Genomic DNA, 16,171 nt, shown 5'->3' on the forward strand with positions numbered 1-16,171 from the left:
TCACGACCGGGACGGACAGGTCGCCCTCAGTGTCCTGGCCCCGCCGGGCCCCCGCAGCCCGCGTACAGCCGTACAGCCCCCGGCCCGGCCCGGCCCGGCCCGGCACCGCCACAGCCACCGCCACCGCCACCGCCACCTGCCTACAGGCCGACGTCGCGGCGCCGTATGTCGTCGAGGGACTCGCGGCGTACCAGCAGCCGCGCGCGTCCGTCCCGGACCGCGACCACCGGCGGCCGCCCGACCATGTTGTAGCCGGACGCCATCGACAGCTGGTAGGCCCCCGCGACCGGCACCGCGAGCAGGTCGCCGGGGCGTACGTCGTCCGGCAGCGGCACGTCCGCGGCCAGCACGTCCCCCGCCTCGCAGTGCCGGCCGACGACGGTCACCGCCGCCGTCGGCGCCGTGCTCGCGCGGCCGACGAGCCGGGGCGCGTACCGGACGCCGTACAGCGCGGGCCTCGGGTTGTCGCTCATGCCTCCGTCGACGGCGACGAAGACCCGCTCGCCGGTCCGCTTGACGGCGAGGACGTGGTAGACGGCGATGCCCGCCGGCCCGACGATCGCCCGCCCGGGCTCGATGAGCAGCCGGGGCACCGGCAGTCCCGCCACCGCGCACGCGTCGGAGAGTTCGGCCCGCACCCGGCGGGCCAGGGCGGTGAGGTCGAGGGACGGCTCGCCGGGCCGGTAGGCGATGCCGTGGCCGCCGCCGAGGTCCAGTTCGGGCAGCACCAGTCCGTGCTGCCCGTGCAGCCGGGCCATCAGCCCCACCACCCGGCGCACCGCGGTGAGATACGGCTTCACGCTGGTGATCTGGGAGCCCAGATGGCAGTGCAGGCCGGTCAGTTCGAGCTGCGGCTGGGAGAGTGTCCGGGCGACGGCGTGCTGGGCGTGGCCGTCGGCGATGGAGAGGCCGAACTTCTGGTCGTCGGTGCCGGTGCGGATCTTCTCGTGGCCGCCCGCGCTGATCCCGGGCACCACCCGGACCATGACCTTCTGGTGGCCGCCGGGGCCGACGGCGGCGGCCAGCCGGGCGATCTCCGAGGGGCTGTCGATGACGATCCGGCCGACGCCGAGCCGCAGCGCGGTCTCCAGGTCGCGCGGCGACTTCGCGTTGCCGTGCAGCACGATCCGCTCGGCCGGGAACCCGGCGGTGACCGCGAGTTCCAGCTCACCGGCCGAGCAGACGTCCAGTCCGAGCCCTTCCTCCTCGGTCCAGCGGACCATGGCCCGGCACAGGAACGCCTTGGCGGCGTAGAGGACTTCGGCGTCCGGGAAGGCGTCCCGGTAGGTGCGGCAGCGCTCGCGGACCTCGTGCTCGTCGAGGACGTAGACGGGGGTGCCGAAGCGGTCGGCGATCTCGGCGAGCGGGACGCCGCCCACCGCCGGGTCGCCGGGCCGGGGCTCGGTGGCGGAGGCGGGCCACACCGACAGGTCCGCGGGTGTGGTGGTGAGGACGGGTTCGTGCAGGGTGGTCATCGGGCGCGCCCCTCTCGGACGGTTCGTGCGGTACATACGATCCGGTCCCGGCCGGCTCAGGCGATCCGCAGCGGCGCGGCGGCCGGTGCGACGGCCGCCGGCGCGCGCGCCGACAGCTGCGGGTCGACGGTGACGGCGGTGACGCCGAGCGGTGCGGCCAGGGCGCGCAGCGCGGGTTCGGCGAGCCGGATCCAGGCCTGGTCGGTGCCGAGGGCGGCGGTGAGCCTGCCGGGCGAGGTGAAGCCGACGGCGGTGCGCTCGCCCCGGGGCGTGCGGAAGAGCCGGGCCGCGCAGCCCGCGGGTCCCGGCCGGACCGGTACGAACAGCGGTCCGGCCGGGGAGCGTTCGCAGGGCTCCGGATCGTCGTCGCACACGAGTTCTGGCATGGGGTGCCTCCTGGCACGGGAAGGAGCTGGAGCGCCCCGGCGGGCGGGGAGGCCGGCCGGGGCTCACCGAGGACGCTATGCCCGCCCGGGGCGGTCCCCGGACCGCTCATGACGGGACGCTGACGGTGATCGCGCCGACGTTGACGGGACGCTGACGGCGGTGGTGCCGGCGCCGTCCGCGGGTGCCAGGGACGTGTCAGGAAGCGGTTGCGGGGGTGGCCCGCGGCCGGGTGCCGGGAGTGTGATGGAGACGGTCCGCCGCCGGGAGACGCCCGGTGGCCGACGCGGAAGTACGGTGGATACATGTCCGGTCACGACGCGGGTGCGTGCGGTCGGGTGGTCGTCGGTGTGAGCGGTTCGCCGGGCAGTGTCACCGCGCTGTGCCTGGCGGCCGCGGAGGCCCGGCGGCGAGGTGCCGAGCTGTGGCCGGTGCTGGCCTGGGAGCCGCCGGGCGGTGAGTCGGCGGCGCGCCGTTCGCCGGTCCCGGCACCGCTGGCCGAGGAGTGGCGGCGCACGGCCCGGCAGCGGCTGCTGGGCGTGCTCGACGGGGTCTTCGGCGAGCCGGGTCCGGGGGCCGCGGCACCCGGCGTCCCGCTGCACGGTCTCGTCGTACGCGCCGTGCCGGGGCCGGCCCTGGTGGGGACGGCCGACCGCGAGGACGACCTGCTGGTCGTCGGCGCGGGCCGGCGCGGCTGGCACCGGGCCTTCTCGGGCCGGGTGGCCCGCTACTGCGTGGCCCACGCGCACTGCCCGGTCCTCGCGGTGCCGCCGTCGCCGCTGGAGGAGGCGCTGGCCTCGGTCCATCGCCGCAACGTCTGGCATCTGCCGCTGAGCGTACGGCGGTTGCCCTGCTGAGACGGCGCCCGCCGGGGCGGGACGGCTACGACGTCACCGCGGCCGGCAGGTCCGGCGGATCCGGCCGCCCCGGCCGGCGTCCCCGGGCCGGCGGCAGGCTCAGCACCATGGTGAGGCCGCCGCCCGGGGTGTCCTCGGCGGCGAGCGCGCCGCCCATGGCCTCGGCGAAGCCCCGGGCCACGGCCAGGCCCAGGCCGACCCCGGCGCCGCGCGGTGCGTCGCCGTGGCGCTGGAAGGGTTCGAAGATGTGCTCCTTGGCGTCGTCCGGGACGCCGGGTCCGCGGTCCACGACCCGCACCTCCACCCGGTCGGCCATCGCGCTGGCCTTCACCAGGACGGGGGTGTCCTCGGGGCTGTACTTGACGGCGTTCTCGACCACGTTGGCGACGACCCGCTCCAGCAGCCCCTTGTCGACGTCGACCATGGGCAGTGTCTCCGGGATGTCCAGTTCGACGCTGTCCTCGGGGACCCCGCCGAGCGCCATCGGCACCACCTCGTCCAGGTCGGCCTCGCGGACGAGGGGCGAGACGGTGCCGGTCTGGAGGCGGGACATGTCGAGGAGGTTGCCGACGAGGTGGTCGAGCCGGTCGGCGCCCGCCTCGATCGCCTCCAGGAGTTCGGCCCGGTCCCGCTCGGACCACTCGACGTCGTCCGAACGCAGCGACGACACCGAGGCCTTGATGCCGGCGAGCGGGGTGCGCAGGTCGTGGCTGACGGCGGCCAGCAGGGCGGTGCGGATGCGGTTGCCCTCCGCCAGTTCCTCGGCCCGGTCGGCCTCCTGGCGCAGCCGCTGCCGGTCGAGGACGACGGCCGCCTGGGCGGCGAACGCGGCGAGCACCCGGCGGTCGGAGGCGGGCAGCACCCGTCCGGACAGGGCGAGGGTCATGTGGTCGCCGACCGGCATGTCGACGTCGGCGTCCTCCGGCGACCGGCACGGCCGCGGTCCGACGCCGCCGGCCCTGGTCCACGGCGCCACGTCGTCCGCCCGCTCCAGCAGCGCCACCGACGCCATGCCGAAGGTCTCCCGGACCCGGTCCAGGAGCGCCTCCAGGCTGGTCTCGCCGCGCAGCACGCTGCCCGCGAGGAAGGAGAGGATCTCGGACTCGGCGCGCAGCCGGGTCGCCTGCTGGGTGCGCCGGGCGGCCAGGTCCACGACCGAGGCCACCGACACCGCGACCCCGACGAAGATCGCCATGGCGACGATGTTGTCGGGGTCGGCGATCGTGAGGGTGTGGACGGGCGGGGTGAAGTACCAGTTGAGCAGCAGGGAGCCGGCGACCGCCGAGCTGAGGGCCGGGAGCAGGCCGCCGAGCAGGGCCGCGGCGACCGTCAGGGCCAGGAAGAGCAGCATGTCGTTGGCCAGGCCCACCTCGGGTGCGGCGGCGGCGAGCAGCCAGGTGAGCAGGGCGGGCCCGAGCAGGCCGGTCAGCCAGCCCCAGATGATCCGGGACCGGCCGAGCCGTGCCGAACGGCCCGCCGGCAGCCGTCCCTTGCCGGCCTCGGCGTGGGTGACGAGGTGGACGTCGAGGTCGGGTCCGGAGTCCCGGGCGACGGTGGCGCCGACCCCGGGTCCCAGGAGGTACTGGCGTGGACGGCGCCGGGAGGCGCCGAGGACTATCTGGGTGGCGTTGACGCCGCGCGCGAAGTCGAGGAGCGCGGCCGGTATGTCCTCGCCGACGACGTGGTGGAAGGTGCCGCCGAGGTCCTCGACCAGGGTGCGCTGGACGGCGAGTTCCTTGGGGGAGGCCGAGGTCAGGCCGTCGCTGCGGGAGATGTAGACGGCGAGCACCTCGCCGCCGGCGCCCTTCTCGGCGAGCCGCGTGGCCCGCCGGATCAGTGTCCGTCCCTCGGGGCCGCCGGTGAGGCCGACCACGATCCGCTCCCGTGAGCCCCAGATCGCCGAGACCCGGTGCTCGCTGCGGTACTCGTTCAGGTACTCGTCGACCCGGTCGGCGACCCAGAGCAGGGCGAGTTCGCGCAGGGCGGTGAGGTTGCCGGGGCGGAAGTAGTTGGACAGGGCCGCGTCGACCTTGTCCGGCTGGTAGATGTTGCCGTGGGCCATGCGCCGTCGCAGCGCCTGGGGCGACATGTCGACCAGTTCGATCTGGTCCGCGCGCCGGACCACCTCGTCGGGCACCGTCTCGCGCTGGCGCACCCCCGTGATGGACTCGACCACGTCGCCGAGGGACTCCAGGTGCTGGATGTTGACGGTCGAGACGACGTCGATCCCGGCCGCCAGCAGCTCCTCCACGTCCTGCCACCGCTTGGCGTTGCGGGAGCCGGGGACGTTGGTGTGCGGAAGTTCGTCGACGAGGGCGACCCGGGGGCGGCGCGCGAGGACGGCGTCCACGTCCATCTCGGTGAACACCGTGCCCCGGTAGCCCAGTTCGCGGCGCGGGATCTGCTCCAGGCCGTGCAGCATCACCTCGGTGCGCGGCCGGCCGTGGTGCTCCACGAAGGCGACGGCGCAGTCGGTGCCGCGTTCGGTCCTGCGGTGGGCCTCGGCGAGCATCGCGCAGGTCTTGCCCACGCCGGGTGCCGCGCCGAGGTAGATCCGGAGCCTGCCGCGTGCCATGTCATCCTTCGAAGCGGTAGCCCATGCCGGGCTCGGTGATCAGGTGGCGGGGGTGCGAGGGGTCCGCCTCCAGCTTGCGGCGGAGCTGGGCCATGTAGACCCGCAGGTAGTTGGTCTTGTCGCTCCGGCCCGCGCCCCAGACCTCGCGCAGCAGGTGCTGCTGGGTGACGAGCCGGCCCGGGTTGCCGACCAGGATCTCCAGCAGGTGCCACTCGGTGGGGGTGAGGCGGATGTCGCGGCCGGCGCGGACGGCCTTCTTGGCCGGCAGGTCGAGGGCGAAGTCCGCCGTCTCCACCCGGGTGGTCCCGGGGGCGGGCGGCGCGTCCCCGGTGCGGCGGACCGCCGCTCGCAGCCGGGCGAGGAGTTCGTCCATGCTGAACGGCTTGGTGACGTAGTCGTCCGCGCCCGCGTCCAGGGCGGCGACCTTCTCCTCGGCGGCCTGACGGGCCGACAGCACCAGGATCGGTACGCGGGTCGAGCCGCGCAGCGCCCTGATGACGTCGGCCCCGTCCATGTCGGGCAGTCCGAGGTCCAGCATCACCACGTCCGGCCGGCGGGCGGCCGCGAGCCGCAGTGCCGTGGCACCGTCCGGGGCGGCGTCCACGCGGTAGTGACGCGCCTGGAGGTTGATGACCAGGGCCCGCACCAGCTGCGGGTCGTCCTCCACCACGAGCACCCGGGTCATGGGGGTGTGCCCTTCCTGTCCGTCCACCGGCTCCCGCCCGTGTCGCGTCGTCCCGTCAGTGCTTCGCCACGAGGTCCCTGAGCGCGATGTTGAGCTCCAGGACGTTCACCCGGGGCTCGCCGACGAAGCCGAGGGTGCGGCCGTCGGTGTGGTCCTCGACCAGCTTCTCGACCGTGGCGACCGGCAGGTGGTTGCGTTCGGCCACCCGGTGCGCCTGGAGCCGCGCGTACGTCGGGGAGATGTCCGGGTCCAGGCCGGAGCCGGAGGAGGTGACGGCGTCGGCGGGCACCTGGGACGGCAGGACCCGGTAGTCGGCGGTGGAGTTGTCCTCGACGACCTTGGCGCGGGCCTCCTCGACCGACGCGACGAGCTTCCTGCTGTCGGCGGAGAGGTTGGTCGCGCCCGAGAGGATCAGCTTGTACCGGGTGTTGACGGAGTTGGTGCCGAGGCCGTTCGCCGGACGCGGCTGGAAGTAGTCGAGGCTGTAGCCCTGCTGGCCGATCAGCGACGAGCCGACGACCTTGCCGTCCGCCCTGGTCTCGGAGCCGTTCGCCTGGCTGTGGAACGCGGCCTGGGCGATGCCGGTGACGACCAGGGGATAGACGACACCGGTCACCAGGGTCAGCACGAGCAGCGCGCGCAGTCCCGCGCCCAGCAACCGGGCGGTGTTCGTTACGGAGTTGTTCATGGTCGTCAGCCGATTCCGGGGATGAGGGAGATGAGCAGGTCGATGATCTTGATGCCGATGAAGGGGGCGATCAGCCCGCCGAGGCCGTAGATCCCGAGGTTGCGGCGGAGCATCCGGTCGGCGCTCACCGGCCGGTACTGGACGCCCCTGAGGGAGAGCGGGACCAGCGCGATGATGACGAGCGCGTTGAAGACGACCGCGGACAGGATCGCGGAGCTCGGCGAGGACAGGCCCATGATGTTGAGCTTGTCCAGGCCCGGGTAGACCACGGCGAACATGGCCGGGATGATCGCGAAGTACTTGGCGACGTCGTTGGCGATCGAGAACGTCGTCAACGCACCGCGGGTGATGAGCAGTTGCTTGCCGATCTCGACGATCTCGATGAGCTTGGTCGGGTTGGAGTCGAGGTCGACCATGTTGCCGGCCTCCTTGGCGGCCGACGTGCCCGTGTTCATGGCCACGCCGACGTCCGCCTGGGCGAGGGCCGGCGCGTCGTTGGTGCCGTCACCGGTCATCGCGACCAGCTTGCCGCCGGCCTGCTCCCGCTTGATGAGGGCCATCTTGTCCTCGGGGGTGGCCTCGGCGAGGAAGTCGTCGACGCCCGCCTCCTCGGCGATCGCCCTGGCGGTCAGCGGGTTGTCGCCCGTGATCATGACGGTCCTGATGCCCATCCGGCGCAGTTCCTCGAACCGCTCCCGCATGCCGTCCTTGACGACGTCCTTGAGGTGGACGACGCCCAGGACCCGGGCGCCCCCGGCGTCCTCGACCGCGACGAGCAGCGGGGTCCCGCCGGACTGCGAGACGGCCGCCGCGAGGGTGTCCGCGTCCTCGGCGACGTGGCCGCCCCGCTCGCGCACCCAGGCGGTCACCGAAGCGGCGGCGCCCTTGCGGACCTTGCGGCCGTCGACGTCCACACCCGACATCCGGGTCTGGGCGGTGAAGGCGATCCACTCCGCGCCGGCCAGCTCTCCCCGGTGCCGCTCCCGCAGCCCGTACCGCTCCTTCGCGAGGACGACGACGGAGCGGCCCTCGGGGGTCTCGTCGGCCAGCGAGGACAGCTGGGCCGCGTCGGCGACCTCGGCCTCGGTGGTCCCGCCCACCGGCACGAACTCGGCGGCCCGGCGGTTACCGAGGGTGATGGTGCCGGTCTTGTCGAGCAGCAGGGTGGAGACGTCGCCGGCGGCCTCGACGGCGCGGCCGGACATGGCGAGCACGTTGCGCTGGACCAGCCGGTCCATGCCCGCGATGCCGATCGCGGAGAGCAGCGCGCCGATGGTGGTCGGGATCAGGCAGACCAGCAGGGCGACCAACACGATCATCGAGAGGTGGGTGCCCGCGTGGTCGGCGAACGGCGGCAGCGTGGCGACGGCCAGCAGGAAGACGATCGTCAGGGACGCCAGGAGGATGTTCAGGGCGATCTCGTTCGGCGTCTTCTGCCGGGCCGCGCCCTCGACGAGGCTGATCATGCGGTCGATGAAGGTCTCGCCCGGCTTCGTCGTGATCTTGATGACGATCCGGTCGGACAGCACCTTCGTACCGCCCGTGACGGCGCAGCGGTCGCCGCCGGACTCGCGGATGACCGGGGCCGACTCGCCGGTGATCGCCGACTCGTCCACGGAGGCGACGCCCTCGACGACGTCGCCGTCGCCGGGTATGACGTCGCCGGCCTCGCAGACCACCAGGTCACCGATCCTCAGCCCGGTGCCGGGCACCCGCTCCTCGGTGCCGCCGGTCAGCCGGCGGGCCACGGTGTCGGTCTTGGCCTTGCGCAGGGTGTCGGCCTGGGCCTTGCCGCGGCCCTCGGCGACGGCCTCCGCGAGGTTGGCGAAGACCACGGTCAGCCAGAGCCAGGCGCTGATGGTCCAGCCGAACCAGTCGCCGGGGTCCCTGAAGGAGAAGACGGTGGTCAGGAGGGACCCGATCCACACCACGAACATCACGGGCGACTTGACCATCACCCGGGGGTCGAGCTTGCGGCAGGCCTCGGGGAGCGACCTGATCAGCTGCCCGGGGTCGAACAGGCCCGCGCCGACACGGCTCTCGGCCGGCTTGTGCCCGGTGGGTGCGTCCTGGTGGGGCGCGAGGGTGGGAGTGGACATGGTGTCCTCGTGGGCTTCCGTTCGGGCGGTCATGACGCGAGCCCCTCGGCCAGCGGCCCCAGCGCCAGGGCCGGGAAGTAGGTCAGACCGGTGACGATGAGGATCGCGCCGACCAGCAGGCCGGTGAAGAGCGGCTTCTCGGTGCGCAGGGTGCCGGCGGTGGCCGGGACCGGCCGCTGCTCGGCGAGCGAGCCGGCCAGCGCCAGCACGAACACCATGGGCAGGAAGCGGCCGAACAGCATCGCGAGCCCGGTCATGGTGTTGAACCAGTCGGTGTTCGCGTTCAGGCCGGCGAAGGCCGAGCCGTTGTTGTTGGCCGCCGAGGTGAAGGCGTACAGCACCTCGGAGAAGCCGTGCGCGCCGGAGTTGAGCATGGAGTGCGGCGGGGTCGGCAGGGCCATGGAGAGGGCCGCGAAGACGAGCACCAGCGCCGGGGTGACCAGGATGTAGATCGCCGACAGCTTGATCTCGCGGGAGCCGATCTTCTTGCCCAGGTACTCGGGTGTGCGGCCGACCATCAGACCGGCGATGAACACCGCGATGACCGCCATGACCAGGATGCCGTAGAGGCCGGAGCCGGTGCCGCCGGGCGCGATCTCGCCCAGCATCATGCCGAGCATCGTGATGCCGCCGCCGAGCCCGGTGAAGGAGGAGTGGAAGGAGTCCACCGCGCCGGTCGAGGTGAGGGTGGTCGCCACGGCGAAGATCGACGAGCCGCCGACGCCGAAGCGGACCTCCTTGCCCTCCATGGCGCCGCCCGCGAGCTGGAGCGCGGGGCCGTGGTGGGCGAACTCGGTCCACATCATCAGCGCGGTGAAGCCGACCCAGATGGTGGCCATGGTGGCGAGGATCGCGTAGCCCTGGCGGACCGAGCCGACCATCACGCCGAAGGTGCGGGTCAGCGCGAACGGGATCAGCAGGATGAGGAAGACCTCGAAGAGGTTGGTGAAGGGCGTCGGGTTCTCGAAGGGGTGGGCGGAGTTGGCGTTGAAGTAGCCGCCGCCGTTGGTGCCGAGTTCCTTGATGGCCTCCTGGGAGGCGACGGCTCCGCCGTTCCACTGCTGCGAGCCGCCCATGAACTGCCCGACCTCGTGGATGCCGGAGAAGTTCTGGAGGGCACCGCAGGCGACCAGGACCACCGCGGCGACGGTGGCGACCGGCACCAGGACGCGCACGACACCGCGCACCAGGTCGGACCAGAAGTTGCCGATCTCGCCGGTGCGCGAGCGGGCGAACCCCCGGACGAGGGCCACGGCGACGGCGATGCCGACGGCGGCCGAGACGAAGTTCTGCACGGCCAGACCGGCGGTCTGCACGACGTGACCCATGGTCTGCTCGCCGTAGTACGACTGCCAGTTGGTGTTGGTGACGAAGGAGACGGCCGTGTTGAACGACTGCGCCGGGCCGACCGAGGAGAAGCCGAGCGAGCCGGGCAGGACGCCCTGGAGCCGCTGGAGCAGGTAGAGGAGGAGGACACCGACGAGCGAGAAGGCGAGGACACCGCGGAGATAGGCGGGCCAGCGCATCTCGGTGTCGGGGTTCGCGCCGATGCCCTTGTAGATCCACTTCTCGACACGCCAGTGCCGGTCGGAGGAGTAGACCCCGGCCATGTAGGTGCCGAAGGGGACGTAGCAGAGCGCCAGCGCGCCCATGAGCGCGGCGAGCTGGAGCACGGCGGCGGTTACGGGACCCATGACGTGGCTCAGAACCTCTCCGGGAAGATCAGGGCGAGGACGAGATAGCCCAGCAGGGCGACGGCCACCACGAGGCCGACGATGTTCTCGGCGGTCACAGCTTCGTCACCCCCTTGGCGACGAGAGCCACCAGCGCGAAACCCGCGAGGACGGTGACGACGAAGGCCAGATCGGCCATCGTGAACTCCTGGATGAGGTTCGGATCGGACGTGGACAGTGAGAGCAAACCGCGCCCGTGACCGGATTCGACCGCCGTTGACGGCTCCCTTACGGCCGCCCGCACCGCTTTGACGGGACTCTTACGGCGGGACGACCACGCAGGTCGGGGTTCAGGCCGTCAGGGCCGGAGCGGCCCTCCGCCGCCCCGCTGCACCGCCGTCATCAGCACGTCCAGCCCCCGCCGGGTGGTGGCCATCACGACCCGGTCCCCCGCCGCCAGCACCCTGCCCTGCGCCGGCCGCCAGTCGAAGGCCGTCCCGCCGCCCGCCGGAGCGGCCGGTCCCACGGCCAGCACCCGCCACTCCCGGCGCCGGAACGCCTGGTGCACGGAGCGTCCCTCCAGCTCCGGATGGCCGGCCACGTCCACGCACGTGAACAGCAGCGAGCCCCGCTCCACCGGCATCACGCCCAGCACATGACGCCCCATCATGGCCGCCGCGAAGGACGGCGCGGCCAGCGCCGAGACGCTCCGGCTGCGGGTGAGGGCGTCGGGGTAGGACGCCCGCAGCGTGCGCTGGACGGTCGCGGCGAAGCCGTCGTCGTAGAGCCGGGTGACCACCCGCACCTCGGGGTTGGCCTCCCGGACGGCCATGACGATGTCGAGGTTCCGGCCGTCGTCGCGGGTGAGGACGAGGAGCGAGCCGCACTGCCGGACCCGGGCCCGGTCGAGCACGCCGGGTGCCGAGGCGTCCTCCAGGATCAGCGGGACACCGAGGGCACGGGCCAGCGCGACCCCCCGGGCGTGCGGGTCGCGTTCGATGGCGACGACGCGGTGGCCGGTGGTGCCGAGCCGGTCGAGCACCCGGGTGCCGACCATGCCGAGGCCGACCAGGACGATGTGGCCGCTCATGTCCTCGCCGGGCGGACGGCTCGCGGAGGCGGTGCGGAACGCCTCCGTGGCGTTCATGGTCGCGGCGACCACGAGCGGCAGCACCGCCAGCCCGACGAAGCCGGCGACCAGCTGGAGGATGCGGCGGGCCACCGACTCCTCGGTGGCAGGGTCGCCCATGGTGAAGATGTCCAGCAGCGGCAGATAGACGTTCTTCCACCAGGGGTGCTCGTCGGCGAAGAGCGCGGTGGCGGTGGACAGGGCGACCACGACCGCCGCCAACGAACCGTAGACCGCGGCCAGTTGGTGGGAGAGGAAGACCCGCCACGGAAGGTGCGCGAGGCGCGCCCGCAGCCAGCGCAGCGGCCTCGGGCGCCAGGCGCGGCGGGCCGGTTCGGCCGGGTCGCGGTGGACGACCTCCTCCAGCATCAGCCGGCCGTGGGTGAACTGCCGCTGGTAGGAGGTCCGGTCGTCCGGCAGCAGCTGGGTGCCGTCCTCCCCGGCCGTCTCGGCGCTGTCCTGGCTGGCCGGGTCGTCCCGGTGGGCGCCGGAGAGCACGGCGAGGGTGGCGAGGTCGGTGGCGTGCGGCGGGGTGCCCGCGGGCCGCACCACACCGCGGAAGACCTTGCCCTCGACCTGGAGGGTGTGTCCGTGGCCCACCGCGGCGGCCGCGACCAGTTCCGGTACGGCGGTGTCGGCGTCGGAGAGCACGGTGGTGGAGGTGTCCGGCGCGGGGGCGTCGGACAGGCCCGCCGCCCGGTCCAGGAGCCGTTCCAGGTGGCTGCCGCGCTCCCGGTCGAACATCCGCACGACCAGCCGTACCGAGGGGTTGACGGCACGGGCGAGCAGCGCGGCGGTGACGTTGACCTGGTCGTCGCGGTAGGTGAGGGCGAGCGCGGCGGCGCGTTCGACACCGGCCGCGCGCAGGGTGGCCTCGTCGGGGCGGGCCGAGATGTGCAGCCGGACGGCGGAGGCCGGGTCGTGGTGCAGCGCGGCGACCCGGGCGCCGTGCTCGTCGGCGGCGGACGGGAGCACGACGGTGACGACCTCGCCGCACACGGCGTCCAGTTCGACGGCGAGCCGGTGGGCGAGTCCGTCGTCGCCGCAGATCACCATGTGCCCGGTTCTCTCACCGGACACCGCTGGAACAGCGAGGGTCGACGTCACATCAGCCAGAACGGCACCGGCCCCGACACCGGTTCCGGCCGGGCCCCCTTCCCCGCTCAAATTTCCGCCAAGAACATGCCAAGAAAGCGGGCGGGGCGACGGCCCGGCCGCACTCGAACAGGCCGGCCCGGGTCCGCCGCCCGGTGCGGGACATGGAGGCCGTACGGGATGACGCTCGGTGTCCGGGGGCTGACACCGGACCGCCGTCCCCCGTACGGCCGAACGCCGCACCGCGGCCCCCGGATGGCCTCTTCCCGCTGCTGTACCGCCGTTCGCCTGGGCATTCTTAACGCAAGCTTGACGCCTGGCGCACCCCGATCCATGGGCCCACGCGTCACTCTCTGCTTACGCTTGTGCCGCCGTCCGCGTGATGGCCGGAATCGAACTGCGCCGCACCGCCTCGCACCGGACACCAGGAGCCCCTCCCATGGCCACGACCGAGCACCCCCCTCCCAGTCGCCTGCGCGCCTGGATGCTGGAGGGGCTGTCCGACATGGGCAAGGGCGGCGGCCACACCGGCCCCCACGCGCAGCCGCAGGAGGCGCACAAGGGCCAGCGCTGGTGGCGGGTGATGTGCCTGACAGGTGTGGACTACTTCTCGACCCTCGGATACCAGCCGGGCATCGCCGCCCTCGCGGCCGGCCTGCTGTCCCCGATCGCGACCATCGTGCTGGTCGTCGTCACCCTGGCCGGCGCCCTGCCGGTGTACCGCCGGGTCGCCGAGGAGAGTCCGCACGGCGAGGGCTCGATCGCCATGCTGGAGCGGCTGCTCTCGTTCTGGCAGGGCAAGCTGTTCGTGCTGACGCTGCTCGGCTTCGCGGCCACCGACTTCCTGATCACGATCACGCTCTCGGCCGCCGACGCCGCCACCCACCTGGTCGAGAACCCGCATCTGACCAGCACCCTGCACAGCCACCAGATGGTCATCACGCTGTTCCTGGTGGCCCTGCTCGGCGCGGTCTTCCTCAAGGGCTTCCTGGAGGCGATCGGCGTCGCGGTCGCCCTGGTCGGCATCTACCTCGCGCTGAACGTGGTCGTCGTGGCCGTCGGCTTCTACCACGTGCTCACCGCCGAACACGTCGTCACCGACTGGGCCGCCGCGCTGACGGCGGAGCACGGCAACGTCTTCGTCATGATCGGCGTCGCCCTGATCGTCTTCCCGAAGCTCGCCCTGGGCCTGTCCGGCTTCGAGACCGGCGTCGCCGTCATGCCGCACGTCGAGGGCGAGCCGGGCGACACCGAGGAGCGGCCCACCGGCCGGATCCGGGACACCAAGAAGCTCCTCACCACGGCCGCCCTGATCATGAGCTGCTTCCTCATCGCGACCAGCTTCATCACCACGCTGCTGATCCCGGAGCAGGAGTTCAAGCCCGGCGGCGCCGCCAACGGCCGCGCCCTCGCCTACCTCGCGCACGAGTACCTCGGCAACGCGTTCGGCACGGTCTACGACGTCTCGACGATCTGCATCCTGTGGTTCGCCGGCGCCTCCGCGATGGCCGGCCTGCTCAACCTGATGCCCCGCTACCTGCCCCGCTACGGCATGGCCCCGCACTGGGCCCGCGCCGTCCGCCCCATGGTCATCGTCTTCACCCTGATCGCCTTCCTGGTCACCTGGCTCTTCGACGCCAGCGTGGACGCGCAGGGCGGCGCCTACGCCACCGGTGTGCTGGTGCTGATCAGCTCCGCGGCGATCGCGGTGACCATCGCCTCGCGCAAGGCCGGGCAGCACAGGTGGGCCGTCGGCTTCGGGATCATCTCGGCGGTGTTCCTGTACACGACCGTCGTCAACGTCATCGAACGCCCCGACGGTGTGAAGATCGGCGCCTGCTTCATCGCCGGCATCATCCTGGTCTCCTTCCTCTCCCGGCTGGCCCGGGCCTTCGAACTGCGCGTGACCAGCGTGAGCTTCGACGACATGGCCGAACGGTTCGTCCGCGACATGGCCAGCCGCAAGATACGGCTCATCGCCAACGAGCCGGACCGGCGCGACAAGGCCGAGTACCGCGACAAGATCGAGCAGATCCGGGCCGACAACGACATGCCGGAGCAGGAGGACTTCGTCTTCGTCGAGGTCACGGTCACCGACCCGTCCGAGTTCGAGGCGGGGCTGACGGTGCGCGGCGAGGTCCTGCACAACCGCTACCGCGTCCTGACCGTGGAGTCGGCCTCCGTTCCCAACGCCCTGGCCGCCCTCCTGCTGCACGTCCGGGACGACACCGGCTGCATCCCGCACATCTACTTCGAGTGGACCGAGGGCAACCCGTTCGCCAACTTCCTGCGCTTCTTCCTCTTCGGCCAGGGCGAGGTCGCCCCGGTCACCCGCGAGGTGCTCCGCGAAGCGGAACCGGACCGCTCCCGCCGCCCCCGCGTCCACACCGGCTGAACCGGCTGAACCGGCTGAACCGGCTGAGAGACGGCGGCACCCGCACGCACGGCTCGTAAGAATCCCGTCAATAACCGCTCAGTCCGCATAAGAACCCCGTCAGCGGGCCGTCGCACGGGACCGGCGGCGCCTAGCGTCGGCGTCATGGAGGACAGAGCACGCGGGGGCCGGGCGGCCGGGGACCGGACCTGGCGCGGGAGCGCACTGCTGGCCGCCGGGTGCGCCGTCGGCTTCGGCTCGCTGACGTTCCTGGTCGACTGGGACGCGGGCAGCCTCACCCCGGCCCGCGCGCTGCTCTGGGCCGCGCTGTCCGCCACCATCCTCAGCATGCTGCTGCCGGCCCGCGTCACCGCCGGACCCGGCTGGCTCGCCGTCCGCGGCCCGCTGCGCCGCCGTACCGTCCGCACCGACTCCCTGGTCTACGTCGGGCAGTGCGGCGACGTCGCCGCACACCTGGTCCTGCGCGACGTCCTCGGCCACCGGCTGGAGCTGGACCCGGCCGTCCTGTACGCCAACCCCCTGCTCTGGCACGAACTGGACACCGGTGTGCGCCGCTCCCTGGAGCGCGGCACCCTGCGCCGCGGCGCGGACGTGCTGGAGCGGCTCGGCCGGCGGATCGACGACACCAACGCGCGCGCGGTCCTGGAGGCCTCCGGCCTCACCTGACCGCGCACCCGGTGACCATGTCACCCGCCCACTGGCCCTATCGTGACCTGCATGCAGTCCTACACGATCGGCCAGGCGGCACGGCTGCTCGGCGTCAGCCCGGACACCGCCCGCCGCTGGGCCGACGCCGGCCGGATGGCCACGCACCGCGACGAGGGCGGCCGACGGCTCATCGAGGGCAAGGACCTCGCCGCGTTCTCCGTGGAACTGGCCAAGGCCGCCGGGGGCGAGGAGGACGCCTCCTACACCTCGGTCCGCAACGCCTTCCCCGGCATCGTCACCGCGATCAAGCTCGGCGACGTCGCCGCCCAGGTCGAGATCCAGGCCGGGCCGCACCGCCTCGTCTCCCTGCTGACCCGGGAGGCCGTCGAGGAACTCGGCCTGGAGGTCGGCATGGAGGCCACCGCCCGGGTGAAGTCCACGAACGTGCACATCGACCGGGTCTGACCG

The 16,171-nt window shown here is 72.8% G+C and carries 14 protein-coding genes; 4 read left to right on the forward strand and 10 right to left on the reverse strand.

Annotated elements, in window-relative coordinates; all coding sequences use genetic code 11:
- Positions 1-140: 140 nt before the first annotated feature.
- Together lysA and ACZ619_RS21510 are read right to left on the reverse strand one after the other, a co-directional pair.
- Positions 141-1,475, reverse strand: a complete 1,335-nt coding sequence (lysA, locus tag ACZ619_RS21505; protein WP_469601152.1) for a diaminopimelate decarboxylase — start codon at positions 1,473-1,475, stop codon at positions 141-143.
- 56 nt (positions 1,476-1,531) lie between these two features.
- Positions 1,532-1,861 carry an SAV_915 family protein gene (locus ACZ619_RS21510; RefSeq protein ID WP_469601155.1) on the reverse strand — a complete coding sequence of 110 codons (330 nt, stop codon included), beginning with the start codon at positions 1,859-1,861 and terminating at the stop codon, positions 1,532-1,534.
- Between the two features lie 303 nt (positions 1,862-2,164).
- Between ACZ619_RS21510 and ACZ619_RS21515 the strand changes: the two genes are divergently transcribed.
- A complete protein-coding gene (locus ACZ619_RS21515; RefSeq protein WP_469601156.1) occupies positions 2,165-2,716 on the forward strand; it encodes a universal stress protein in 552 nt (183 codons plus the stop codon).
- 25 nt (positions 2,717-2,741) lie between these two features.
- Here ACZ619_RS21515 and ACZ619_RS21520 read toward each other — a convergent pair whose 3' ends face one another.
- The 8 genes from ACZ619_RS21520 to ACZ619_RS21555 form a co-directional block, all read right to left on the reverse strand.
- Positions 2,742-5,291, reverse strand: a complete 2,550-nt coding sequence (locus tag ACZ619_RS21520) for a sensor histidine kinase (protein WP_469601158.1) — start codon at positions 5,289-5,291, stop codon at positions 2,742-2,744.
- Position 5,292: 1 nt separating this feature from the next.
- Positions 5,293-5,976, reverse strand: a complete 684-nt coding sequence (locus ACZ619_RS21525; RefSeq protein WP_469601161.1) for a response regulator — start codon at positions 5,974-5,976, stop codon at positions 5,293-5,295.
- Positions 5,977-6,031: 55 nt separating this feature from the next.
- On the reverse strand, positions 6,032-6,664 hold the full coding sequence (locus ACZ619_RS21530) for a potassium-transporting ATPase subunit C (RefSeq protein ID WP_469601164.1): 633 nt from the start codon (positions 6,662-6,664) through the stop codon (positions 6,032-6,034).
- Positions 6,665-6,669: 5 nt separating this feature from the next.
- Positions 6,670-8,796 carry a potassium-transporting ATPase subunit KdpB gene (gene kdpB / locus ACZ619_RS21535; RefSeq protein WP_469601166.1) on the reverse strand — a complete coding sequence of 709 codons (2,127 nt, stop codon included), beginning with the start codon at positions 8,794-8,796 and terminating at the stop codon, positions 6,670-6,672.
- The gene (gene kdpA / locus ACZ619_RS21540; RefSeq protein WP_469601168.1) at positions 8,793-10,457 is read right to left on the reverse strand and encodes a potassium-transporting ATPase subunit KdpA; all 1,665 of its coding nucleotides are present in this window, start codon (positions 10,455-10,457) and stop codon (positions 8,793-8,795) included. The genes kdpB and kdpA overlap by 4 nt, the downstream gene beginning before the upstream one ends.
- An 8-nt stretch (positions 10,458-10,465) precedes the next feature.
- Positions 10,466-10,555 carry a K(+)-transporting ATPase subunit F gene (kdpF, locus tag ACZ619_RS21545; protein WP_016434100.1) on the reverse strand — a complete coding sequence of 30 codons (90 nt, stop codon included), beginning with the start codon at positions 10,553-10,555 and terminating at the stop codon, positions 10,466-10,468.
- Entirely contained in the window at positions 10,552-10,683 is a 132-nt protein-coding gene (locus ACZ619_RS21550) for a hypothetical protein (RefSeq protein ID WP_469601170.1), read from the reverse strand. Before ACZ619_RS21550 ends, kdpF begins: the two co-directional genes overlap by 4 nt.
- Positions 10,684-10,794: 111 nt before the next feature.
- Positions 10,795-12,645 carry an NAD-binding protein gene (locus ACZ619_RS21555; RefSeq protein WP_469601173.1) on the reverse strand — a complete coding sequence of 617 codons (1,851 nt, stop codon included), beginning with the start codon at positions 12,643-12,645 and terminating at the stop codon, positions 10,795-10,797.
- Positions 12,646-13,099: 454 nt separating this feature from the next.
- On the opposite strand from ACZ619_RS21555, the gene ACZ619_RS21560 reads away from it, so the two are divergent.
- The 3 genes from ACZ619_RS21560 to ACZ619_RS21570 all read left to right on the forward strand — a co-directional run bounded on the left by ACZ619_RS21560 (position 13,100) and on the right by ACZ619_RS21570 (position 16,168).
- Positions 13,100-15,055 (forward strand): APC family permease, encoded by a 1,956-nt coding sequence (locus ACZ619_RS21560; RefSeq protein ID WP_469601176.1) that lies wholly within the window; start codon positions 13,100-13,102, stop codon positions 15,053-15,055.
- Between the two features lie 144 nt (positions 15,056-15,199).
- Positions 15,200-15,721, forward strand: coding sequence for a hypothetical protein (locus ACZ619_RS21565; protein WP_469601178.1), 522 nt, complete (start codon positions 15,200-15,202; stop codon positions 15,719-15,721).
- A gap of 51 nt (positions 15,722-15,772) precedes the next feature.
- Complete coding sequence (locus ACZ619_RS21570) at positions 15,773-16,168, forward strand: TOBE domain-containing protein (protein ID WP_469601180.1); 396 nt, start codon at positions 15,773-15,775, stop codon at positions 16,166-16,168.
- The last annotated feature ends 3 nt before the right edge of the window (positions 16,169-16,171 follow it).

The organism is Streptomyces sp. NPDC104367 (assembly GCF_055583825.1).